The organism is Faecalicatena sp. (assembly GCF_058819085.1).
Genome location: NZ_JBZUUL010000035.1, coordinates 1 through 23755, shown reverse-complemented (window position 1 = coordinate 23755; position 23755 = coordinate 1). Strand labels below are relative to the sequence as shown.

Below are 23755 nucleotides of genomic sequence, written 5' to 3'. Positions count from 1 at the left end.
ATAGATCAGTGATTTGGAGAAGATTATGCATCAATACTTGAAAGCAATTGGTTTCAATAATCTGAAGACAAAAAAAGATTTGAGAGAACTTTTAAAGCAGGTAGAAACGAATTTTACACATCAGACGATCGTGTCATATAAGGATTGGGCAGACTATTGTGAATTTCAGAAGGAATATGGTCAGAATGTAGGGATCACGATCTGCGGCGAACTGGACGAGGAAGAAAATTTCGACGCGGACTACTATTTTCCATATTTTGAAGGAAGCGGTATCACCACCTATGCTGAAGTGGCCGTTGATAAGCGCATTGAAAAAGAAGAATACGTGGGAATCTGCGAAGATCCAAAAGTGGGAATCAGCCTGATATTTCATCTCCAAAATGGAATAGAATACATGAGGGAGCGCCAGATGGGATTTGTTACCGGTCTGGCGACCTCTGTTACATTTTCCGGCCTTGCATTATCAGGAAAGATACTTTTTCCGGTGAGAAAGAGTGAGGAGCAGGTCAAAACCGGAAAAGAGGAGGCAGATAACAGGAAGCAGCTTCTCAATGCAGCAAGAAGCGGTGACCCAATGGCGATCGAGACGCTGACTTTGGATGATATTGATACATATTCAAAGGTCTCCAGGCGGCTGATGAATGAGGATATTTTCACGATCGTGGATACATATTTCATGCCCTATGGTGTGGAATGTGATCTGTATTCTATCATGGGAGAAATACTTGCGGTCAGGAAAAGAGAGAACAGCGTGACAAAAGAGCCGTTGTATCAGATGAAGCTGGATGTGAATGAACTTCAGTTTGATATCTGTGTCCCTGCAAAGGAAGTGATGGGAGAACCGGAGATCGGCAGAAGATTCAAAGGTACGATCTGGCTTCAGGGGTATATTAATTTCTAGGGCATCTGAAAGTATCTCATCCGGACAGTTTTGAGATTTTAAGAAGAGAGTCATAGCAGACATTATAAAACGGGAAGAATTAGAAATTGGCTTGATGTTTTGTCTTATTAGAAACAGCTCCAAAAATCTTTCAAATTCTTCCCAAAAAAAGTTGAGAAAAAATAAATTTCATGTTATATTATTAATTGTGTTACAAAACAATAAAGTATAGGTCCCCTTAGTAAAATGGATATTACAAATCCCTCCTAAGGATTAAGTGCAGGTTCGATTCCTGCAGGGGACGGTATAGAAAAGACACTGCAGATATCAGATCTGCAGTGTTTTTTCTATCATCTCCTAATATGGTACAGCTTATAATTTGCAGTGTCTTTTTTTGACATAAAATAGTATAATAGACATAACTGAAGGTTTTCGCTGCATCACATAGGAGATTTATAAATGAAGGCGATACAGGAACATAACGCCGGATCGGGAAAAAGGGACTGGTTCGGAAAATTAAAAATAATGAAAATGTCAGCCGTATGGCTGGTCATTACCCTGACGGTAACTGTTATGCTGTTTATCGCTTCACGTATCTCATCGGTGGCAGTTGAGAATCAGCGTAAGATCACGGAAAAGACGATCCGCTGTGTAGGGCTTGCCGAAGAGATTCAGGCTGGGTCAGATGTCCTGACCAATGCGGTCTGGAGGTTTGCTGCAACCGGAAAGGCAAGATACGCGCGGGAATATCTGGAAGAGAAGACAGTGACACTTTCCCGGGATAAGGCGATCGAGGGGCTCAGAAAAGAAGGACTATTAAAGAAAGAATTGGATACAATAGAGAATGCAAAGTCTGTTTCAGATGAATTGATGGAACAGGAGCTTCACTGTATCAGACTGATCTATGAGTCAGAAGGAATCGTGACCCTGCCGGATGAGATCGCAGAGATTGAACTGAGCGAGAGTGAAAAACAGATGACTGCCGATGAAAAAAGAAATAAGGCAAGCAGATTTGTATTTGGCAGCCGCTATGAGGGTACAAAAGAGATCATTGCGTCAGATATCGATTCTTTTACATCTGCCCTGTATGCAAGGCAGAAGAAGGAGCTTACGCAGGCTATGAAGAGAACGGATTCTTCCCAGTCTCTTCAGCAGATAACAGCGATCATGCTTTTGATATGGTGTGTGGGCTTCATGGTATTCTTTTATCAGGCATTGCTCCGCCCGATCCACTATAGCTGCATGGAATTAAAGGAATCAAAGAATAAGAACCACAGACTGTCTCTGCGGGGCCCCTTTGAGCTGCGCAGTCTGATCTTGGCATTCAATGATGCACTGAACCGGATCCAGCATAAGAATGAAGAAATCCTAAATATTCAGATGGTCGACCCGGTCACAGGAGGCTTTACCTCCACCAGGTTTGATCTTGAGGTAGAACATTTGCTGCAGGAGGAGAGGGAATTTGCATTTGTTTCCCTGGATATTAGAAGGTTTAAGCTGATCAATGATGTATATGGAAGTGAAGCAGGAAATATCGTACTTAAGTTGGTTTATCATGCTATCTCCAGCTGTATGAAACAGGACGAGTGTGTCGCCAGGATTCAGGCAGATATGTTTAACTTTATTCTGTTTGAGACAGAAGCTTCTGTGATAGAAAAGAGAATAGAGAATATTCATCAGACATTGATCAGGGAGTACCGGGAGCAGAAAAAAGCTCTGGAGGAAGAAGTACTCAAGGGATCAGAAGGTGATAAGAATGCAGTATACCGGATCGTTCGGGGGAGCAGTGAGTACCATTTGTCTGTGAACTGTGGTGTGTATCAGGTAGAGAAAGGGGATCGTGATATTGTTACGATCCGCGACCGGGCCAATGTTGCACGCAAGATGAATCGGGATGAGGCAGAATATCTGGCAGAATGTGTCTTTTTCACGGATCTGGAACGCCAGAAGCTTTTAAAGGAACAGGTCATGGAAAATGAGATGGAGCATGCCCTGTTAAACGAGGAATTTTTAGTATACTTACAGCCGAAGGTAAGACTTACAGATCGAAAAACGGCAGGTGCGGAAGCTTTAGTACGCTGGGAATCTCCGTCATTTGGTTTAGTACCTCCGAATGAATTTATTCCGCTATTTGAAAAGAATGGATTTATCAAAAAGCTGGATTATTATATGTTTACCCATGTATGCAGGATCCTGAGAAGCTGGATTGATTCGGGAGAACAGGTGATGCCGGTTTCTGTGAATCTTTCCAGAAAACATATGGATGATACAGATCTGATCAAAAGGTTTCAGGAGATCCAAATGGAATATCAGATTCCATGTGAATTGATCGAGTTTGAACTGACAGAGGCGTTTGTATTCGAAGACTTAAAACGGTTTAAGTCAATCATAGCAGAGATTCATGAGGCTGGATACCGCTGTTCCATGGATGATTTTGGTAGTGGATATTCTTCGCTGAATGTATTAAAAGAGATTCCGGTAGATATCCTGAAGCTGGACAGGGGATTTTTCGTTGGAGGAGACCTTGAATGCGGAGATATGGAGAGAGGAACCAATGTGGTAAAGGCGGTGATCCGCATGGCAAAGGAACTGAATATGGAGGTCGTGGCGGAAGGGATCGAGACTTGGACGCTTGTTGATTTCCTGAGGGAGCAGGGCTGTGATATGATTCAGGGATATATTTTTTACCGCCCGATGCCGGTGGCAGATTTTGAGAATCGTGTTCTGCACGAACATTAGCAGTCCAATAAGGTTACCGAAAGGGCATTAGTTACGGGATGCCCTTTCGGTATGAAATAAAAGACAGAATATAAAGGATTCCCCGGTCAACATAGTTTTATCGTGTGGGCTGGGGAATCCGTGACAAAAAGCAGGAGGGTGCAATGAGATTAAGACGCATGATATTTATGTTAATCCTATCTGTAGCCATGATGCTGAAACCAGCAGAGGTAATGGCGCAGGAAGAGAATCAGCCGGAAATTGCGGCAGAGGAAAAGTCTGAAGAGGAGAAGGCCGCAGAGGAACAGGCCAAGGCGGAAGCAAAGGAAAAGGCCGATTCCTATGCCAGACAGCCGGATACAAACAGCTTACAGGACTGGCCGAAAGGACCGCAGGTGTATGCTGACTCCGCGGTTGTGATGGACATGGAAAGCGGGGCAGTCCTTTATGCCAAACAGGCTGATAAGAAGCATTATCCTGCAAGTATAACAAAGCTTATGACAACTCTGGTGACATTGGAGAATGCACAGCTTACGGATAAGGTGAAGTTCACAGAGGACAGTGTCTCCTTTCTTCAGTGGGATGATGCAAACATCGGAATGAAGCCGGGAGAGGAAATCAGTCTTAAGGATGCTCTGTACGGAGTGCTGCTTGCCTCTGCCAATGAGGTGTCCCATGCGGTAGCGGAGAGCGTGGGTGCACAGCATCTGGGCGGAGATTATGATTCCTTTATTGCAGAAATGAACAAAAGAGCACAGGAATTAGGCTGTACGAATTCCCACTGGGTCAATGCAAACGGACTTCATGACGATGAGCATTATACAACAGCACATGATATGGCACTGATCGCCTCCAATGTATACCAGCAGGAGGAATTTCGGAAAATAGAAGAGAGCCTTGAGTATAAGATCGGATTTACAAACATTACGAAGGAAGAACGGGTATTCCAGCAGAACCACAAGATGCTCTGGCCGGAGAACGAATATTATTATGAATATTGTAAAGGCGGAAAGACCGGTTATACGGATCAGGCAAAAACGACCCTGGTAACCATGGCCGATAACGGAAATCTGCAGCTTGCCGCGGTGGTTCTCTATGATTACGGTGTGGATGCCTACAATGATACCCGGTCCATGTTTGACTATGTTTTTAAAAACTTTGAGAAAGTACCGGTCACTGAGACTGCAGATACAGATAAGATTGTCTCCTTTCAAAATAGAGATGCTTATGTGGTAGTTCCCAAAGGCACAGATCTATCTAAAGTCAGCCAGGAAGTGGTACTTACGGAAGATGGAATCCGTTCAGGAAGGATCGTTTACACATATCAGGGGCAGACAGTAGGAAGTGCAGACGTATCATTGACGGAAGAATATTACCAGAAGCTTGCCGGGGGAGATGCAGCAAAAAGTGACAGCAAAGAGATTGAGAACCAGGGCAGCACCCCGCAGGATGAAAAAGAACAGACAGATAAGGCTGAAAGTGATAAGAAGCAGAATAGCAATAAGGACTTAAAGCTCGTGATAGGGATTACAGCAGCCGCTATTTTTCTGGTGATCGTGATCATTGCTGTCATGGAGCTTTGCAAAAAAAGAAGGCACAGAAGAAAATAGAAATACAGTATAGATGTAAAAAGCCGGATACGGATTCCTCCCATAGAAATAAATCCTAATGGGTGGGAAACCAGCCCGGCTTTTTCATGCATATGATTTTCTTTTTTTTATCTGCTGCTTACTCTACAGACTTTTCTTGAATATCAAGATATATATTGGGATCAGGATTCACTTTATTAAATGCTTCGATGATACGCCTTTTAACGGTCTCGATCCCAACTTCCTCTGTGACGGTAAGAAGAACGGAATACTGGTTTAAAGATGCACGTGTGTAAACGTCGTTTTTACGGAGGTTCACAGCAAGCAGATTATACAGGATGTCCATAAGCTCTTTTGCTCTCAGTGAGTCAGGCTTCGCACCATTCTTTGGAAGAAGAGATAAGAGCAGCAGATAATTGACCCCTTGAGAACGGCGTACAGACCGTAAATTTAACTGATAAATATTCTTAAAGATATCAAAATTACAGTAGAAGGTCTTATCTGTCTCTTTCTCCACGCCGAGAGTTGTCTCAAGTTCGTCCAGTTTTAATTCAACGTTCGGCATCCGAAGAAGGATGTCCTGGTAAATATCACGCAGGGAATTGCTGATATCGATGCCATACTTGGAGGAAAAGAAGTCCACGGTGGACTGATAATACTCCAGTGCGGTCTTGACTGTATTCATCCCCATATAAGAAAGCAGTTTATAACGGTAGAAGCGTTCTTCTTCCGGGTATATGATGATAGACTGGTCACACAGGGAGATCAATTCATCATATCTGGACTTCTCGTACAGGTACTCACACATGTTCAGTATACAGTTCACATACATGTTGCGGTAATAAGTGCAGCGGTACTGAACCCATTCAACAGAGGTGTGGTTGGAGAGAAACTCTCCGGTATACAGGCGCTGCATTCGGTAATAATAACGGTACTGTCTTTCTGAATCACTTTCCTGCTTTGCTAGATTATTGTAATTCTCAAAATCGATAATATCGATCTTGCAGTACAGATCAGGATTCCAGTAATAAGCATCCTGTGTAAACTTGATGTAATCGATATCCTGGTTTGGATACAGTCTTTCGAGTTCCTTACGTGCCCTGTATACAAGATTACGGAGTGCTCCGACAGGAACCTTATCCTTTACGTCCGGCCATAACATAGACATTAGTACATCCTTTGGTACTTTGGTGTCCTGATTCGCAACCAAATAGGATATCAGCAGTGTGAGCTGTGTACTGTTATGGGAGCTTGGAGCATACTCGTAATATGGACTGGAAATGGAAAACTCATTAAAAAAGTGAATATGAAGGTCTGGTTTTCTTCTCATTTGATCATTCTCCTCAATTCTTTTGTACAAAGTTAACTTGGCTGCAACAAGTAAAATTAGAAAGTAGTATTTTCTCATTTATATTATAACATTTGTAGTAAAATCTTACCACAGTTCTTGTAGAATTAGAAAGTGCTGTTTGTTTTATTAAAATTTTTGGAATCCCTTGACTATTTTATAAATTGTTTTTATAATAAACTCTGTGCAGACTTAAACATGGAAAAGACGAAGACGAAGACAGTAAGATATATCTGAAAGTCACAGCGAGCCGGAGAGGGTGTAAGTCCGGTATCAGTAAGATATCTCTGAAGATCACTTCCGAGTTGCAGACCCTGAACGATTTATCAAAGTAAGGGCTGACGGTGTTCCTCCGTTATTGGAACGCATATACAGGACGGATAGGTGATTCTTACACTTTGGAAGTTTGAGTATGTTGTAACAGGTGGTTAACGTAAGTATTGGCTTTCGTCCTATTGCAGGGCGGGCCTTTTTTTTATGATATCAGGAGGTTCTGTCTCCTATATCAAAAAGATTTCCATTAAATTTCAGTTAAAAAGCAGAAAGGAAAGATCAGTTATGTACAAGAAAGTTACCACGGATATGAATTTTGTGGAGCGTGAAAAGGAAGTTGAGAAGTTTTGGGAGGATCATGGGATCTTCCAGAAGAGTATGGATGTAAGAGAGGGAAGCCCGAAGTATACCTTCTATGACGGCCCTCCGACGGCAAACGGCAAGCCGCATATCGGCCATGTGCTGACCCGCGTGATCAAGGATATGATTCCGAGATACCGCACTATGAAGGGATACATGGTTCCGCGTAAGGCTGGATGGGATACCCACGGGCTTCCGGTCGAGCTTGAGGTAGAGAAGCTTCTCGGCCTGGACGGAAAGGATCAGATCGAGGAATACGGTCTGGAGCCGTTTATTGACAAATGTAAGGAAAGTGTCTGGAAATACAAAGGGATGTGGGAGGATTTCTCAAGCACCGTTGGTTTCTGGGCGGATATGGACAATCCATATGTAACCTATGACAACAATTTTATCGAGTCAGAGTGGTGGGCATTGAAGCAGATCTGGGATAAGGGACTGCTCTACAAAGGCTTTAAGATCGTGCCTTACTGCCCTCGCTGCGGAACTCCGCTTTCTGCACAGGAGGTGGCTCAGGGATACAAGGATGTGAAGGAGCGCTCCGCGATCGTAAGATTCAAGGTAAAAGATGAAGACGTTTATATCCTGGCATGGACCACCACACCGTGGACACTGCCTTCCAACCTGGCGCTCTGTGTGAATCCGGCAGAGGATTATGTAAAGGTAAAAGCAGCTGACGGCTATGTTTACTATATGGCAGAGGCACTTCTGGATACTGTGCTTGGAAAACTGGCCACAGAGGAACATCCGGCTTATGAAGTTCTGGAAAGATATAAAGGAAAAGACCTGGAATACAAGGAGTATGAGCCGTTATTTGCATGTGCGGCAGAGAGTGCTGCAAAGCAGAACAAGAAGGCATTCTATGTGACCTGTGATTCTTATGTCACACTGACAGATGGTACAGGTATCGTACACATCGCACCTGCATTTGGTGAGGACGATGCCAATGTGGGAAGAAATTACGGACTGCCGTTCGTACAGCTGGTAGATGAAAAGGGAAATATGGCAGAGAGCACTCCATTTGCAGGGGTATTTGTAAAGAAGGCAGACCCGATGGTCTTAAAAGACTTAGAGGAGAGGGGCCTGTTATATGATGCTCCGAAGTTTGAGCACAGCTATCCTCACTGCTGGAGATGTGATACACCATTGATCTACTATGCAAGAGAATCCTGGTTCATTAAGATGACAGATGTGAAGGAAGACCTGATCGCAAACAACAATACGATCAACTGGATCCCTGAGAGCATCGGAAAAGGCCGTTTTGGAGACTGGCTGGAGAACGTGCAGGACTGGGGCATCAGCCGTAACCGTTACTGGGGAACTCCGCTGAACATCTGGGAGTGTGAGTGCGGGCACCAGCATTCTATCGGAAGCATTGAGGAATTAAAATCCATGTCCGGCAACTGTCCGGATCAGATCGAGCTGCACCGCCCATACATCGACGATGTGACGATCAAGTGTCCGGTCTGCGGTAAAGAGATGCACCGTGTGCCGGAGGTGATCGACTGCTGGTTCGACAGTGGTTCCATGCCGTTTGCACAGCACCACTATCCGTTTGAAAATCAGGATCTTTTTGAACAGCAGTTCCCGGCAGACTTTATTTCCGAGGCTGTGGATCAGACAAGAGGATGGTTCTACTCACTGCTTGCTATTTCAACCCTGGTGTTTAACAAGGCTCCATATAAGAATGTAATCGTTCTCGGACACGTGCAGGATGAGAACGGACAGAAGATGAGCAAGTCCAAAGGAAATGCGGTCGATCCGTTTGATGCACTGGAATCATTTGGTGCTGATGCGATCCGCTGGTATTTCTATGTCAACAGTGCGCCATGGCTGCCGAACCGTTTCCACGAAAAGGCAGTAGTGGAAGGACAGAGAAAGTTCATGGGAACTTTGTGGAATACCTATGCATTCTTTGTACTTTATGCAAATATCGATAAGTTTGATGCAAGTAAATACAGCCTGGATTATGAAAAACTTTCCGTTATGGATAAATGGCTTCTGTCCAAACTGAATACACTGATCAAGACAGTGGATGATAACCTGGCAAATTACAGGATTCCGGAGAGTGCGAGAGCGCTGCAGGATTTCGTGGATGATATGAGTAACTGGTATGTCAGAAGAAGCAGGGAACGCTTCTGGGCAAAGGGAATGGAGCAGGATAAGATCAACGCTTATATGACTTTATACACCGCTCTTGTGACAGTCTGCAAGGTAGCAGCACCGTTGATCCCATTTATGACAGAGGAGATCTATCAGAATCTGGTGTGCAGCATCGACAAGGATGCACCGGAGAGTATCCACCTGTGTGATTATCCTGTGGCAAATGAGGAGTATATCGATACTGAGCTTGAAGCAAACATGTCAAATGTCCTGAAATTAGTCGTGATGGGACGCGCATGCCGTAACACTGCCAATATCAAGAACCGCCAGCCGATCGGCCAGATGTTCGTGAAGGCTGCATTTGACTTGCCCAAGTTCTATCAGGAGATCGTTGCGGATGAATTAAATGTGAAGAATGTAAAGTTCACAGAGGATGTAAGAGACTTCACATCCTATAGTTTTAAACCACAGTTAAAGACAGTAGGGCCAAAGTATGGTAAAATGTTAGGTGGAATTAAATCTGCCCTGGATCATCTGGATGGAAATGCGGCAATGGATGAGATCAACGAGACAGGTTCCTTAAAGCTTAATGTAAACGGACAGGAGATCACCTTATTCAAGGAAGATCTGTTGATCGATACAGCACAGATCGAAGGATACGTCTCAGAGAATGACAATGGAATTACCGTAGTACTTGATACGAATCTGACAGAAGAACTGTTGGAGGAAGGCTTTGTAAGAGAGATCATCAGCAAGATCCAGACCATGAGAAAGGAAGCGGACTTCGAGGTCATGGATAAGATCAAAGTGACTTATGAAGGAAGTGAAAAGGCTGAAGGTATTTTTGCAAAATATGAAGAAGAGATCGGAAGTGAAGTATTGGCAAATGAAGTCATGAAGGCTCAGCCGGCAGGATATGTGAAGGATTGGAAGATCAACGGCGAAGCAGTGACCATGGGTGTTGAAAAAGAAGGGATGTAATTTTAATGTATAGTAAACGATTTGAGAAAGAAACATTTAAAGCAACTGTGAAGGATAATGTGAAGACATTATACCGTAAGAAGATCGACGAGGCGACGCCTCAGCAGATCTTCCAGGCTGTTTCTTATGCCGTAAAGGATATTATTATTGACGACTGGCTGGCAACACAGGCAGAGTACAGAAAAAAGGACGCGAAGACCGTGTATTATATGTCTATGGAGTTCCTGATGGGCCGTGCTCTTGGAAATAACCTGATCAATATGACAGCCTACAAGGAAGTCAGGGAAGCACTCGATGAGATGAACATTGATCTGAATGCGATCGAGGACCAGGAGCCGGATGCGGCTCTTGGAAACGGAGGTCTCGGACGTCTGGCAGCCTGCTTTCTGGATTCACTGGCAACATTGAACTATCCGGCATACGGATGCGGAATCCGTTACCGTTATGGAATGTTCAAGCAGAAGATCGAGAACGGATACCAGATCGAGACACCGGATGACTGGTTAAAGGAAGGCAACCCGTTCGAGCTTCGCAGAGAAGAGTATGCAAAGGAGATCCGTTTCGGCGGCTCCATCCGTTTTGAGAAGGATCCTGTAACTGGTAAGGATAACTTCATCCAGGAAAATTATGAGTCCGTTATGGCGATCCCTTATGATATGCCGATCGTCGGATACGGCAACCATGTAGTAAATACCTTACGGATCTGGGATGCACAGGCGATCACCAATTTCTCTTTAGAGTCCTTCGACAGAGGCGATTACCACAAGGCAGTAGAGCAGGAGAACTTAGCGAAGATGATCGTTGACGTGCTCTACCCGAATGACAACCATTATGCAGGAAAAGAGCTTCGTCTGAAACAGCAGTATTTCTTCATTTCTGCCAGCCTTCAGGCAATGATTGATAAGTATAAGAAGGATCATGATGATATCAGGAAGCTGTATGAGAAGGTAACGATCCAGATGAACGATACTCATCCGACCGTTGCGGTTCCTGAGCTGATGCGTCTTCTGATCGACCAGGAGGGCTTAAGCTGGGAGGATGCATGGGATGTTACAACGAAGACCTGTGCATATACAAACCATACGATCATGTCAGAGGCGCTGGAGAAATGGCCGATCGACCTGTTCTCAAAGCTGCTTCCGCGTATTTATCAGATCGTGCAGGAGATCGACCGCCGTTTTGTTGAGCAGGTGAGGGCAAAATATCCTGGAAATGAAGAGAAGGTCAGAAAGATGGCGATCTTAAGAGACAACCAGGTGCGCATGGCACACATGGCGATCATCGCCGGATTCTCTGTCAATGGTGTTGCACAGCTTCATACAGAGATCTTGAAGCACCAGGAGCTGAAGGATTTCTACGAATTGATGCCTCAGAAGTTCAACAACAAGACAAATGGTATTACACAGAGACGTTTCCTTCTTCACGGAAATCCGCTGCTTGCAGACTGGATCACAGGGCTGATCGGAGATGGCTGGATCACGGATCTCTCCAAGATCGGAAATCTCAAGCCTTATGTAAATGATGAGAGATTCAGAAAAGAATTCATGCAGATCAAGTACCAGAACAAGGTGCGTCTGGCAAAATATATCAAAGAGCATAATGGAATCGACGTTGATCCGAGATCGATCTTCGATGTTCAGGTAAAACGTCTCCACGAGTATAAGCGTCAGCTTCTGAACATCCTGCATATTATGTATCTGTACAACCAGATCAAGGAGCACCCGGAGATGTCCTTCTATCCGAGAACCTTTATCTTCGGGGCAAAGGCTGCAGCAGGTTATTTAAGAGCAAAAGAGACGATCAAGCTGATCAACTCTGTTGCAGATGTAGTGAATAACGACAGAAGCATCAACGGAAAGATCAAGGTCGTATTTATCGAGGATTACCGTGTATCCAATGCAGAGCTGTTGTTTGCGGCAGCTGATGTCAGTGAGCAGATATCCACGGCATCCAAGGAGGCATCCGGTACAGGTAACATGAAGTTTATGTTAAACGGTGCGCCGACCCTGGGAACTATGGACGGAGCGAATGTTGAGATCGTAGAGGAAGTTGGAAAAGAGAATGCATTTATCTTTGGATTAAGTTCAGAAGAGGTTATCAACTATGAGAACCATGGCGGTTATAACCCGATCGATATCTATTTTAACGACTGGGAATTAAAGCGTGTGGTAGATCAGCTGATGGATGGAACGTATTCCAACGGAAACCATGAGATGTATAAGAATCTATATAATTCACTGCTCAATACACAGAGCACAAGCAGGGCAGATATGTACTTTATTCTGAAGGATTTCCGTTCCTATGCAGAAGCTCAGAAGAGAGTGGAGGAGGCATACAGAGACGAACAGAGATGGTCCCGCATGGCAATGCTCAACACAGCATGCAGCGGCAAGTTTACATCAGACAGAACCATCGAAGAGTATGTCAAGGATATCTGGAAACTGGAGAAGGTATACGTGCCGTCAGGACAGCCGGAATAGGAGGCGTTTATGGATTATTATAATACTTATGATTATATGGATTCTGCTGTAGACTCTATAGCGACAGGGATCGTAGCCATTTATCTGATCGTGCTGGCTGTATGGGCGCTGTTCTATGTGATCAGCTATGTATTTAAAGGGATCGGGATCTATACCATTGCAAAGCGTCAGGGAAAAGAATATCCATGGCTTGCATTTATCCCATTTGCCAGGACATTCCTCCATGGTGAGCTTGCCGGTGATATCAGATTAAAAAATAAGAGCATCAAAAACCCCGGTATCTGGCTGCTTGTTATGCCGTTTATCTTCGGTGCAGTGAACTTTGTATTTTACCTTTTATTCTGGGCAGTCGGATTCGGTGCTTTATCCGGCATGTTCTCGAATGCCATGTATGGTTATGGACACTATCAAGCTGAGATGAGCATCGGTGGGATCATGGGATTGATCATCATCCTGCTTCTCTGGATAGCCTCCGGCGTGATCTATGGCGCCGTATATAAGGTATTGAGGACACTTATAAATCATCAGATATTGGAGCGGTTTACCACACCTAATATGTCCGTGGCACATGCTGTTTTGTGTTTTCTGATCCCGCTTTATGAGTCCATCTGTCTCTTTATTATGAGAAACCGGCCTTATAACCCGGGAATGGAGCCGGATCTGGGCAGACCATTCATGCAGGTGCCTCCTGTGGCCGTACCGCCTCAGGGCAATCAAGGAGAGGCTATGCAGAGTACTCAGGCAGCACCGCAGCAGGAGAATCCGGGAGAAGCTATGCAGGGCACCCCAGAAGCACCGCCTCAGGGCAATCTGGAAGAAACCATGCAAAGCACTCCAGCGGCAGTACCGCAGGAAAGCCACATATATGACGAAAATGTTAATGAAAATCAGGATACGCAACAGGATTAATTAACAAATCTGATACAAAATATTAAAAAAGGGGTCTGACCCCTTTGAGCCCTTCATATACTAAGTATATGGAGGGCTTTTTTATGGGACAACATTATAAGCATCAGAAATTCAAGACATTCTGTTCATTTCTTATTATTCTGATCCTGCTTCCCTATATTGTTGCCGTTTTTGTAAACGGGGCAGATATGGAGGTAATGGGGAAAAGCAGCGGAGTGTATGTGCAGGTAAAAAAGACAGCCGTGGATGGAAAAGAACAGATCAGTCAGGTGCCTTGGGAAGAATATTTTATAGGAGTATTGGCAAAGGAAATGCCGGAAACTTACGAAAAGGAAGCTTTAAAAGCGCAGGCTGTGGTTATCCGTACCAATTTGTATAAAACTCTGGATGAAAATGAGGATAAAGTTCTTGAGGACAGCTATCTATGTGGAAAAGATCTGGAAAAGAAGTGGGAAGCTAAGGATTTTGAGTCAAACTATAGTAAACTAAAAAGTGCAATGGATGAGACTGCCAATCAGGTATTATACTATAACGATACTTATGCACTGGTACCCTTCCATCAGTCCAGCAATGGTAAAACAAGAAGCGGGCAGGAGGTGCTGGGAAGTGAGGAGTATCCATATCTGGCAGTCAGAGAGTGCCCGGATGATAAGGGCGCAGAGGAGGAGATGCATGTCTATACCTTTGATTATAAGGAGATCCAGACAAAGTGCCAGGCTTTTTTAGTTGCGGTGGATAAAGAAAAAGCTGATAAAACTTATAATTTTTCTGATTTTGAGATTCAGGAATATGATTCTGCCGGATATGTATCAAAAATGAGGATCGGGGATACGATCTGTACCGGGGATCAGTTCCGGGATGCGCTGTCTCTGGCGTCCAGCTCTTTTTCCCTTCAGGATTCAGAAGGGCAGTTAAAGATTACTACGACGGGCAAAGGACATGGACTCGGGATGAGCCAGTGGACCGCAGATCAGATGGCAAAAGAGGGAAAAAGCTATGAGGAGATCCTTCAGAATTTTTTTGAAGGGACAAATATAACCGATGGCGGAGAAATATTTTCAAAAATAGAATAAGGCATCATTTTTCTGGCAAAAATATAGCCAGAGGTGATGAATATGAATAAAAATGAAAAGCCATTTTCATTAAAAGGAAAAGGCGCTGCAGTCGGTATCGTAATCTGCTTTGTGGCTGTAATTGTGATGGTTGGAGCATTTACATTTAACAATTACCAGAAAAAATTAGATCAGCAGTTAGCAAAGGCCGAGGAACAGACAGAAGAACTTACAAAAGAGAAGAGTGAAGCAACAACGGCAAACGACATTGTCCTGCCGGAGACACAAGACAATACATCAACAGAAAATGAAACTGAAGAGAACCAGGGGGAAACAGCGGATAACTCTGTAGCAGCAGGTGCCGCATCAGACGTATGGTTTACGGAGGAAAGTATTCTTGCGTGGCCGGCAAGCGGTGCAACCCTTATTAATTACAGTATGGATAAAACAGTATACTTTTCCACATTGGAACAGTATAAGTATAATCCGGCACTGATCATCGGTGGAGAAGTAGGTGAGACGATCGCTGCATCAGCAGCCGGAGTCGTGACCAACATCGAGCAGAGTGCGCAGACAGGCACGACCGTAACTCTGGATATGGGAAATGGTTATAGTGCGGTGTATGGACAGTTAAAGGAAGTTCCGCTGCAGATCGGCGATTATGTGGGATCTGGAGAGACAGTCGGATATTTAAGCGAGCCAACAAAATACTACAGCGTAGAAGGACCGAACCTTTACTTCGAGATCATGAAGGACGGGGAACCGGTGAATCCTCTGGATTTTATGGAGTCATAATAGGACGCCGGGAGCGGGCCGGACCGGGTATTCTGACGATGCGGGGCAGATGCCGTTTGGAAAGCCGGGCCGTTTGTTAAGAAGCCGTAAAAGATAAAATGGGAAAAAGGCGGATCCGTCTTTTTTCCATTTTTTCTTTAACGGCTTCTAACACGCACTCTACGGTTTCCCAAACGGCATCTGTCCCGCAGTCAGAATACCCGGTCCGGCCCGCTCCCGGCTGGTGCATCAAAGGGGGAGTGGAACTGGGCGGGCGGAAACACAAGACGGAAAGAAAGAGGCGGAACAGGGCAGTAGGGGGGTTGAAAGGAAAAGTTTTGCCCGGGAGGGGTGTGTATGGTATACTACAGGGAGAAAAGTGGACAGTTTAGGATGGAAGAGGATGGATTATGAATTATACATATATTCTGAAATGCAGTGACGGCAGTCTCTACACCGGGTGGACGAATGATCTTGACAGGCGGATCAATGACCACAATGCGGGGAAGGGCGCGAAGTATACAAAAGCGCGCAGGCCCGTGGAGCTGGCTTATTATGAGACGTTTTCCACTAAGGAAGAGGCGATGAAACGGGAATATGCGATCAAGCAGATGACACGCAGGATGAAGCTTAAGATGATTGAGGAAAGAAATGGCTCTATGTGAATGGAAAAATGTTCACATGGGGCTTTTATTAGTTACAGACTGTATTTCTGAATTATAATTTTTTTCTAAGTATGAAATCGTACTTGACATGAGTACGATTTCATACTATAATGCCATTATGCAAGTACGAAATCATACTTAGGAGGGTTTATTATGTCAGATAGAACAAATGAGTTAATGCGGGAGTTTAACAAGGCTGATAAAGAGATCAATGATCTATACCATGATGTCGCCTGGAAGATGGGGATTTCTGACAGTGCTTTTTCTATTTTTTATATTCTCTATGACCTTGGGGACGGCTGCCTGCAGAAGGATATCTGCCGGGAGGCGTTTGCAAACAAACAGACCATCAATTCTTCGATTCGTAAATTAGAACAGGACGGATATATTTACCTGAAACAGGGCCGGGGAAGGGATAAACATATCTTTTTGACGGAGGCCGGAAAACAGTTTGTGGAAACGTATATCGCACCGGTAGTGGAAAAGGAAATAGAAGCATTTGCTATCTTGAAGATAGAAGAACAAGAAGAATTATTACGCCTGGTTAAAATTTATATGGGGCATTTAAAAACGAAGTTGAATGAACTCTGATCGTATCTGCAATATTTTTCAACAGGAGGGCAGTATTATGAAGTTAATTTTGCGGTTTGTAAAACCGTATAAGGGGTTATGTGTGTTTACCCTATTGACCATGTTCTTAGATGTGGCAGGAGGTCTGCTGATACCTGCCATCACAGCGGATATGATCAACGCCGGAGTAGGCGGCAGGGATATGGGATACCTGATACAGCGTGGAATCCTGATGCTGGGGGTGACCGTTATCACCAGCATGGGAGCTTTATTGGGAAGTTATCTGAGCTCGGACCTTTCTGCAAAAATCGGACGGGATATGAGAAATGCTATTTATGATAAATCACTTACATTTTCATCCTATGACTTTGAACAGTTTGGAACAGGATCTATGATCACCCGCACACTGAACGATGTCAATGTAATCCAGCAGGGCGTCGTATGGCTGATCCAGATGGTGCTGCCTGTCCCGGCAGTTTGTATCATGGGCGTTGTCATGGCTTTTACGATTGATACAATGATGGGATTTCTGCTAATCGGGGCGACAATTTTTATTCTTCTTCTGGCAGTTTTGGTTACCCGCAAAGCGTCAGTCATTTTTGACCGGCTTCAGAATTTCCTTGACCGGATGAATGTCGTTCTTAGAGAAAATGTAACCGGTGTCCGGGTGATCCGTGCCTTTAACAAGGAAAAGTACGAAGAAAAGCGGATGCGGAAATCCTTTGAGGATTATGCAGAATCTTCTATTAAAGCAAACCGGCTGTTTGCCGGGTTAGAAAGTGTTGCACTTTTATCCATCAATCTTTTTATCGTTGTCATTCTCTGGTTCGGAGGAAACCGGATCGGTGCAGGCTTTATGGAGATTGGAGATATTACCGCTTTAACACAATACGCTATGATGATCCTTTTTTATATCATTATGGCTCAGATGGTAATGATTATGATACCCAGAGCGATGATCTGTGTCAGGAGGATATCTGATGTACTGAACCTTACGCCGGAAGTTCAGGACGGTTCTGTTCCTATGGAAAATGGGAAAAGTCAGACGGACGATGTCATCCGTTTTCAAAATGTGGATTTTCGTTTTGCGGACGCGGATGAAAATACGTTGGAAAATCTAGATTTTACCTGTAAAAGAGGGGAGACGACTGCAATTATCGGAAGTACCGGGAGCGGGAAGTCTACAATTGCAAAATTAATTCTGCGGTTTCACGATGTTACGAACGGATCTATTCTCTTAAATGGAGAGGCGATCCAGAATATGACACAAAAAGAACTGAGGGAACATATTTCTTATGTGCCTCAAAAGGCATGGCTGTTTTCCGGAACAATCGCAGATAACCTGCGGCATGGAAATGATCATGCGACACAAGAGCAGATGGAGCATGCCTTATCAGCTGCCCAGTCCGGGTTTGTCCACAGTCTGCCAGAAGGTCTGAATGCTCCGGTATCACAAGGGGGAACCAACTTCTCCGGCGGGCAGAAGCAGCGCCTTTCGATAGCCCGGGCTTTGATTAAAAAAGCGGATCTGTACATTTTTGATGACAGCTTTTCCGCACTGGATTTTAAGACCGATGCGGCATTAAGAAAAGCGTTGTCAGAGGAAGTAAAGGACTCGGCAGTGCTGATCATTGCCCAGCGGATCAGTACCATTATGAATGCGGCACAGATTATTGTCTTAGAAGAAGGGCGTGTGGTCGGAATCGGCGATCATGATTTCTTAATGAAGACCTGTCCTGTTTATCAGGATATTGCAAAATCTCAAATGAAAGGAGGCGCAAACCATGGCTGATAATGATAGCAATGTAGAAATCCTTGCGGATGAAATGGAGTTTGAAACACCAGACCATGCCTTAAAAACATTACAAAGACTGTGGTATTCTGTAGGAGATCAGCACAAACGGCTGTCTATCGTTCTTGTGTCCGTTGTATTTTATACATTTCTCTCTATTATTGCACCGCTGTACAGTGCGCATATCGTAGATATGCTATGGAATAACATCAAACAGGCGATGTCGAATGGCACAGTATTTCGGATCACATGGACGGATGGAGGGAGAGATATCTTTTTCCTGCTGCTCATCTACCTGGCAACGGCTCTTTTCTATACGCTGCAGTCGTTTCTTATGTCCAGCTTTGCAGAAATCCTCAGTCTGCGGCTGCGGACGGAGATCAGTGAGAAACTGAACCGGCTCCCGCTTTCCTTTTTTGACCGGACAAAAACAGGGGCGATCTTAAGCCGGACCGTGAACGATCTGGACAAAACGGCAGAAGCCCTGCAGACAGGAATGCTCAAACTTTTTACGGCAGTGGGCATGGTCATAGGCTCCCTTGTTATGATGTTCCGGTTCAGTATACGATTAACGCTTATCTTCCTGGTATTTACGGCAATTGCCCTGGGAGTTACGAATCTTGTTTCAGCTAAAACACTTAAGTACGCGATGAGACGTCAGCAGTGTGTGAGCAATGTGACTGCACAGGTAGAGGAAGCATACAGCGGAAGGGTGATCATAAAAGCATTTAATCAGGAGGAAAGCAGCTCAAAAAATATGCACAAGGCTACAGAGGAGCTGGCCCAGATCAGTAAAAAAGCGGATTTCATGATCAATGCAATCAACCCGGCTATCCGGCTGATCAATCGTTTCGGTCAGGTACTGATTGCAGTAGCTGCAGGAAAAATGCTTTTAGACGGAGCCTTGACGGTAGGTGTATTTCAGGCATTTTTCCAGTATGTCAATCAGGCTTCCGAACCGCTGACAGAGGTTGCTTACATGGTAAATAGTATGCAGTCCGCGCTGGCTTCGCTGGAACGGATCTATGATTTACTCGACGAGCAGGAGCTTTCAAAGGAACCGGCTCTGCCGAAAGTTGTAAACGATGCCAACGGAAAGGTAGAATTTCAGAATGTCCGTTTTGGGTATACACCAGATCATATTTTAATGAACAATATCAGTTTTTCTGTGAAACCAGGGCAGAAGGTCGCGATCGTCGGCAGCACAGGTGCCGGGAAAACAACACTCATTAATCTGCTGATGCGGTTTTATGAATTAAACGGCGGGAAGATTACTATAGATGGAACAGATATAATGGAGATGACCCGCTCAAATCTGAGAAATAATTTTGGAATGGTATTGCAGGATACGTGGCTGTTCGGCGGTACGATCGCAGAAAATATTGCTTACAGCAAACCACAGGCGACCCGTGACGAGATTGTGGCGGCGGCAAAAGCGGCCAGGGTGGATTTCTTTGTCCGCACCATGTCACACGGGTACGATACAATTTTAAGTAATGATGCCGAAAATATTTCAACCGGCCAGCGGCAGCTATTGACAATAGCCAGAGTATTCCTCTGCGATCCGGCGGTTATTATTTTGGATGAGGCAACCTCCAGCGTTGATACCCGCACAGAGATCGAGATAGGTAAGGCGATGAAAGCCCTGATGAAAAATAGAACAAGTTTTGTAATTGCACACAGACTCTCAACCATTGTAGACGCTGATCTAATATTATTTATGCAGAATGGGAATATCATTGAACAGGGAACTCACGAAACATTGCTCCAGAAGAAGGGATCTTACGCAGAGCTGTATTACAGTCAGTTCGCATGATCCAGGAGGATGTCTGTGAATAAAAGAAATTGTAGATATTGAAGGAATGGAAACGTAAAAGAGAACCCTGAAACAAATCGGAACCGGTATGACCTATGTCACACCGGTTCCGGTTTGTTATTCTAGTAGTTTTCAGCTTTTCTTTCAAAGTGTGCACGTGGATGAGCACATACAGGACATACCTCAGGAGCTTCGTCTCCCTGATAGATATATCCACAGTTTCCACACTTCCATCCAAGAGGAGCTTCATCTTTGAATGTCTGTCCTGCACGGAAATGGTCAAGCAGCTTCTGATAACGCTTCTCGTGAGCAGCCTCAACCTCAGCTACACCTCTGAACTTAGCAGCCAGCTCTGTAAAGCCTTCTTCTTCAGCTTCTTTTGCCATACGGGCATACATATCTGTCCACTCATAGTTCTCGCCTGCAGCAGCGTCTGCAAGGTTCGCTTCTACATCACCGATTCCGTGGAACTCTTTAAACCACAGTTTTGCGTGCTCTTTTTCCTGGTCAGCTGTCTCTAAGAAAATGTTGGACATCTGAACGAATCCAGCTTTTCTTGCAGCTGAAGCGTAGTATGTATACTTATTACGTGCCTGTGATTCACCTGCAAATGCTTCCATAAGGTTTTTCTCTGTTTTTGTTCCTGCGTACTTAGACATAATATATCCTCCTTTGATTTGTTAATTCCATTATAGCGTAGTTATCTCTTTATGAACATATCAATTTCATGAAAAGTTGATGAAGTTAACATAAATAGATACAGTTCCCTCCGTCTGTTATGGAAAAGCAGATACCTGTGCAGGCATAAATCTGCGGCCCCATAACAGACGTGTGAACTGTAATTGTAAATGACCTGCACAGGAGAGGTTACTCCCATGCAGGCATTCACTATAGTTGTTGGGGTGTATGAAATTCTATTATATAAGGATCAAGGATTAGCCGAAGTATCTCTTTAACAGACCTTCGAATGCTTTTCCGTGACGAGCTTCGTCTCTTGCCATCTCGTGTACTGTATCGTGGATTGCATCCAGGTTAGCAGCTTTTGCACGTTTTGCAAGGTCAAACTTACCAGCTGTAGCGCCGTTCTCAGCGTCAACTCTCATCTCAAGGTTTTTCTTTGTGCTGTCTGTTACAACTTCGCCTAATAACTCAGCGAACTTAGCAGCATGCTCTGCTTCTTCGTAAGCAGCTTTTTCCCAGTACAGTCCGATCTCCGGATATCCTTCTCTGTGAGCAACTCTAGCCATTGCAAGGTACATACCAACCTCTGAGCATTCTCCTTCGAAGTTAGCTCTTAAATCAGCGATGATGTCTTCGCTAACGCCCTTAGCAACACCTACAACGTGCTCTGCAGCCCATTCTCTGTCACCTGTCTGCTCTTTGAACTTATCAGCCGGTGCTTTACAGATCGGACATTCAGCCGGTGCAGCGTCTCCCTCGTGAACATAACCACATACTGTACATACAAATTTTTTCATAACTTTAAATCTCCTTTTCTTTTATATATTTTTATTTTATTGTTGGTAGCCGTAAGACCGATTGGCCTGGCGGTAATTTATTTTTAATATAGGAAGCAGGTCATACTTCCTATATTAATCACATTTAAAACTTCCCATACAATGGATGCTGTATGGATGCCATTAGACATGATATGAAAAATATCTAAGGCTATGACTTTTGGATGCAGTCACCGCATTTGCCATAAAAAATGGTGGTGCTGGATTCTATGATGCCGTCAAAATTATCTGCGGCAGCCTTATTGACCTGTTCGATCTTCTTCATATCCAGGTCCAGATCCAGAACTCTTCTACAGTTGGTGCAGAAAAAATGATTGTGCGGCACAATGTTGCCATCAAATCTGTCTCCACCGTCGGGGGTCGGAATCTTGATTGCCTCCCCTAAATCAGTCAGCAGGTTTAAATTCCTATATACGGTACCGAGACTGATGTTCGGAAATTCTTCCTTCACATGCAGGTAAACCGTATCGGCAGTGGGATGTTCTTTGGTCATCGCCAGATAGTTCTTGATGCATTCACGTTGCCGACTATACTTTAAAGCTGCCAATATAAACCTCCTTTCAATTTCTAAAGTAATAATAGTAATTGTTACTGTAATTAGAATATAATACATAATTCAGGAAATGTCAATAGAAAAAATAAAAATAGTTACTAATTTTTTTAGAGAAAGCCTCTCTGCGGATAGAATCAGGCAAAACAGTAATAATAGCTGATGAGAATACGTGTTTATTCTTATATATATACTCCTATATTCTCAATCAGAAAGAATACAGGTAAAATAAGGAAGTTATGAAAAAAGCATTTAAGGGAGACAGAAAATGGAACAGACAGACTTGCTGCTATTCAAACAATATCTTTATAAGAAAGGATGTGTAAACAACACGATAGAAAAGTATCTAAGAGATGTAAAGTTCTTTCTTAGTAAAGCAGAGCGTATTGATTATGAATCATTACGAAAGTACCGGGAAGAATTGATCGGGCTTTATGCACCGAACAGTGTAAACTCTATGATCGCTGCGTTAAACCAGTACCTTATATTTTTAAATAAGGAAGAATACCGATTAAAGCCGGTGCGGATACAGAGAAGGATATTCTGTGAGGCTGGAAAGGATCTGGATAAAAAGGAGTATAAAAGGCTGGTGACAGCTGCAAAAGAGAATGGAAAGAAGAAACTGGCTCTGATCATCGAAACGATCTGTGGAACCGGCATCCGGGTGTCAGAGCTGGAATACTTTACTGTAGAAGAGATCAAAAAAGGGCAGATCAAAATCCATAATAAAGGGAAGATCAGGGTGATCATGATTCCTCACAAGTTAAAAATGAAATTGCTGTACTATGCCAAAAAGAATCATATCAAAACCGGATGTCTTTTTATTACAAAGAATGGGAATGCTATGGACCGGAGTAATCTATGGTCCGCAATGAAAAAACTGGCCAAAAGCGCAAATGTATCAGAAGAAAAGATATTTCCTCATAACCTGCGTCATTTATTCGCAAAAACCTACTATTCAGTTACAAAGGATATTTCGAAGCTGGCAGATATCTTAGGACACAGCAGCATCAATACAACAAGAATCTATACAATATCTTCGGGGGCAGAGCATCAGCAGCAAATTGAACGATTGGGATTAATATTTTAGAGATACCACATAATATCCATTATGTAGTTATAACCTTAGATTTTCAGTATACAACAGACCTGTACATATTTATAAATTAACACACCGGACCAGGCTTGTCAATAAAATGGACAAAAATTGTCATATATTGTAGGATTTTTAGATTTTTTCTGATGATATACTTGAATTCCTACCTAAATTATATAAATTTTTATACCAAAATTTTAGGTTATCGCTGAAAGCCCCGGAAATACGGGCATTTCGCAGGATATGAGAACTCAATTTACTACCAATTTACTACTTTCGGATTGA

Annotated in this window: 17 protein-coding genes and 1 tRNA gene; 14 read left to right on the top strand and 4 right to left on the bottom strand. The window is 43.8% G+C overall.

Annotated features, from left to right (window positions below):
- The first annotated feature begins 25 nt into the window (after positions 1–25).
- The 4 genes from AC4OGX_RS16095 to AC4OGX_RS16080 all read left to right on the top strand — a co-directional run bounded on the left by AC4OGX_RS16095 (position 26) and on the right by AC4OGX_RS16080 (position 5208).
- Complete coding sequence (locus AC4OGX_RS16095; protein WP_493331639.1) at positions 26–901, top strand: DUF3881 family protein; 876 nt, start codon at positions 26–28, stop codon at positions 899–901.
- Between the two features lie 211 nt (positions 902–1112).
- Positions 1113–1184, top strand: a tRNA-Arg gene (locus AC4OGX_RS16090).
- Positions 1185–1339: 155 nt separating this feature from the next.
- Positions 1340–3619, top strand: a complete 2280-nt coding sequence (locus tag AC4OGX_RS16085; protein WP_493331638.1) for a putative bifunctional diguanylate cyclase/phosphodiesterase — start codon at positions 1340–1342, stop codon at positions 3617–3619.
- Between the two features lie 143 nt (positions 3620–3762).
- Entirely contained in the window at positions 3763–5208 is a 1446-nt protein-coding gene (locus tag AC4OGX_RS16080; protein WP_493331637.1) for a D-alanyl-D-alanine carboxypeptidase family protein, read from the top strand.
- 118 nt (positions 5209–5326) lie between these two features.
- On the opposite strand, the gene AC4OGX_RS16075 is transcribed toward AC4OGX_RS16080, so the two are convergent.
- Positions 5327–6517, bottom strand: a complete 1191-nt coding sequence (locus AC4OGX_RS16075) for an AfsR/SARP family transcriptional regulator (RefSeq protein ID WP_493331635.1) — start codon at positions 6515–6517, stop codon at positions 5327–5329.
- A gap of 576 nt (positions 6518–7093) precedes the next feature.
- Between AC4OGX_RS16075 and ileS the strand changes: the two genes are divergently transcribed.
- The 9 genes from ileS to AC4OGX_RS16030 all read left to right on the top strand — a co-directional run bounded on the left by ileS (position 7094) and on the right by AC4OGX_RS16030 (position 20307).
- Positions 7094–10249, top strand: a complete 3156-nt coding sequence (ileS, locus tag AC4OGX_RS16070) for an isoleucine--tRNA ligase (RefSeq protein ID WP_493331634.1) — start codon at positions 7094–7096, stop codon at positions 10247–10249.
- 5 nt (positions 10250–10254) lie between these two features.
- The gene (locus AC4OGX_RS16065; RefSeq protein WP_493331633.1) at positions 10255–12729 is read left to right on the top strand and encodes a glycogen/starch/alpha-glucan phosphorylase; all 2475 of its coding nucleotides are present in this window, start codon (positions 10255–10257) and stop codon (positions 12727–12729) included.
- 9 nt (positions 12730–12738) lie between these two features.
- Positions 12739–13638, top strand: coding sequence for a hypothetical protein (locus AC4OGX_RS16060; protein ID WP_493331632.1), 900 nt, complete (start codon positions 12739–12741; stop codon positions 13636–13638).
- Positions 13639–13721: 83 nt separating this feature from the next.
- Positions 13722–14711, top strand: a complete 990-nt coding sequence (locus tag AC4OGX_RS16055; RefSeq protein ID WP_493331631.1) for a SpoIID/LytB domain-containing protein — start codon at positions 13722–13724, stop codon at positions 14709–14711.
- Between the two features lie 42 nt (positions 14712–14753).
- Positions 14754–15485: a peptidoglycan DD-metalloendopeptidase family protein gene (locus tag AC4OGX_RS16050; protein ID WP_493331630.1), complete on the top strand. Its 732-nt coding sequence runs from the start codon at positions 14754–14756 to the stop codon at positions 15483–15485.
- 389 nt (positions 15486–15874) lie between these two features.
- A complete protein-coding gene (locus AC4OGX_RS16045) occupies positions 15875–16129 on the top strand; it encodes a GIY-YIG nuclease family protein (RefSeq protein WP_493331629.1) in 255 nt (84 codons plus the stop codon).
- Between the two features lie 153 nt (positions 16130–16282).
- Complete coding sequence (locus AC4OGX_RS16040; protein ID WP_493331627.1) at positions 16283–16720, top strand: MarR family winged helix-turn-helix transcriptional regulator; 438 nt, start codon at positions 16283–16285, stop codon at positions 16718–16720.
- A gap of 37 nt (positions 16721–16757) precedes the next feature.
- Positions 16758–18491 carry an ABC transporter ATP-binding protein gene (locus tag AC4OGX_RS16035; RefSeq protein WP_493331625.1) on the top strand — a complete coding sequence of 578 codons (1734 nt, stop codon included), beginning with the start codon at positions 16758–16760 and terminating at the stop codon, positions 18489–18491.
- Positions 18484–20307, top strand: coding sequence for an ABC transporter ATP-binding protein (locus tag AC4OGX_RS16030; RefSeq protein ID WP_493331624.1), 1824 nt, complete (start codon positions 18484–18486; stop codon positions 20305–20307). The genes AC4OGX_RS16035 and AC4OGX_RS16030 overlap by 8 nt, the downstream gene beginning before the upstream one ends.
- 122 nt (positions 20308–20429) lie before the next feature.
- Here the strand turns inward: AC4OGX_RS16030 and rbr are convergent, their stop codons facing one another.
- From rbr to AC4OGX_RS16015, 3 genes are all read right to left on the bottom strand, one after another.
- The gene (rbr, locus tag AC4OGX_RS16025; protein WP_493331622.1) at positions 20430–20966 is read right to left on the bottom strand and encodes a rubrerythrin; all 537 of its coding nucleotides are present in this window, start codon (positions 20964–20966) and stop codon (positions 20430–20432) included.
- 276 nt (positions 20967–21242) lie between these two features.
- Positions 21243–21785 (bottom strand): NADH peroxidase, encoded by a 543-nt coding sequence (locus AC4OGX_RS16020; protein WP_493331620.1) that lies wholly within the window; start codon positions 21783–21785, stop codon positions 21243–21245.
- Positions 21786–21975: 190 nt separating this feature from the next.
- Positions 21976–22371 carry a Fur family transcriptional regulator gene (locus tag AC4OGX_RS16015; RefSeq protein ID WP_493331619.1) on the bottom strand — a complete coding sequence of 132 codons (396 nt, stop codon included), beginning with the start codon at positions 22369–22371 and terminating at the stop codon, positions 21976–21978.
- A 271-nt stretch (positions 22372–22642) separates the two neighbouring features.
- Here AC4OGX_RS16015 and AC4OGX_RS16010 point away from each other — a divergent pair, with 271 nt between their 5' ends.
- Complete coding sequence (locus tag AC4OGX_RS16010; protein WP_493331617.1) at positions 22643–23464, top strand: tyrosine-type recombinase/integrase; 822 nt, start codon at positions 22643–22645, stop codon at positions 23462–23464.
- Positions 23465–23755 lie beyond the last annotated feature (291 nt).

Excerpts from the sequence above, each read along its gene's own strand:
- AC4OGX_RS16095 (WP_493331639.1), top strand. The coding sequence starts at position 26 with ATGCATCAATACTTGAAAGCAATTGGTTTCAATAATCTGAAGACAAAA.
- AC4OGX_RS16085 (WP_493331638.1), top strand. The coding sequence starts at position 1,340 with ATGAAGGCGATACAGGAACATAACGCCGGATCGGGAAAAAGGGACTGG.
- AC4OGX_RS16080 (WP_493331637.1), top strand. The coding sequence starts at position 3,763 with ATGAGATTAAGACGCATGATATTTATGTTAATCCTATCTGTAGCCATG.
- AC4OGX_RS16075 (WP_493331635.1), bottom strand. The coding sequence starts at position 6,517 with ATGAGAAGAAAACCAGACCTTCATATTCACTTTTTTAATGAGTTTTCC.
- ileS (WP_493331634.1), top strand. The coding sequence starts at position 7,094 with ATGTACAAGAAAGTTACCACGGATATGAATTTTGTGGAGCGTGAAAAG.
- AC4OGX_RS16065 (WP_493331633.1), top strand. The coding sequence starts at position 10,255 with ATGTATAGTAAACGATTTGAGAAAGAAACATTTAAAGCAACTGTGAAG.
- AC4OGX_RS16060 (WP_493331632.1), top strand. The coding sequence starts at position 12,739 with ATGGATTATTATAATACTTATGATTATATGGATTCTGCTGTAGACTCT.
- AC4OGX_RS16055 (WP_493331631.1), top strand. The coding sequence starts at position 13,722 with ATGGGACAACATTATAAGCATCAGAAATTCAAGACATTCTGTTCATTT.
- AC4OGX_RS16050 (WP_493331630.1), top strand. The coding sequence starts at position 14,754 with ATGAATAAAAATGAAAAGCCATTTTCATTAAAAGGAAAAGGCGCTGCA.
- AC4OGX_RS16045 (WP_493331629.1), top strand. The coding sequence starts at position 15,875 with ATGAATTATACATATATTCTGAAATGCAGTGACGGCAGTCTCTACACC.
- AC4OGX_RS16040 (WP_493331627.1), top strand. The coding sequence starts at position 16,283 with ATGTCAGATAGAACAAATGAGTTAATGCGGGAGTTTAACAAGGCTGAT.
- AC4OGX_RS16035 (WP_493331625.1), top strand. The coding sequence starts at position 16,758 with ATGAAGTTAATTTTGCGGTTTGTAAAACCGTATAAGGGGTTATGTGTG.
- AC4OGX_RS16030 (WP_493331624.1), top strand. The coding sequence starts at position 18,484 with ATGGCTGATAATGATAGCAATGTAGAAATCCTTGCGGATGAAATGGAG.
- rbr (WP_493331622.1), bottom strand. The coding sequence starts at position 20,966 with ATGTCTAAGTACGCAGGAACAAAAACAGAGAAAAACCTTATGGAAGCA.
- AC4OGX_RS16020 (WP_493331620.1), bottom strand. The coding sequence starts at position 21,785 with ATGAAAAAATTTGTATGTACAGTATGTGGTTATGTTCACGAGGGAGAC.
- AC4OGX_RS16010 (WP_493331617.1), top strand. The coding sequence starts at position 22,643 with ATGGAACAGACAGACTTGCTGCTATTCAAACAATATCTTTATAAGAAA.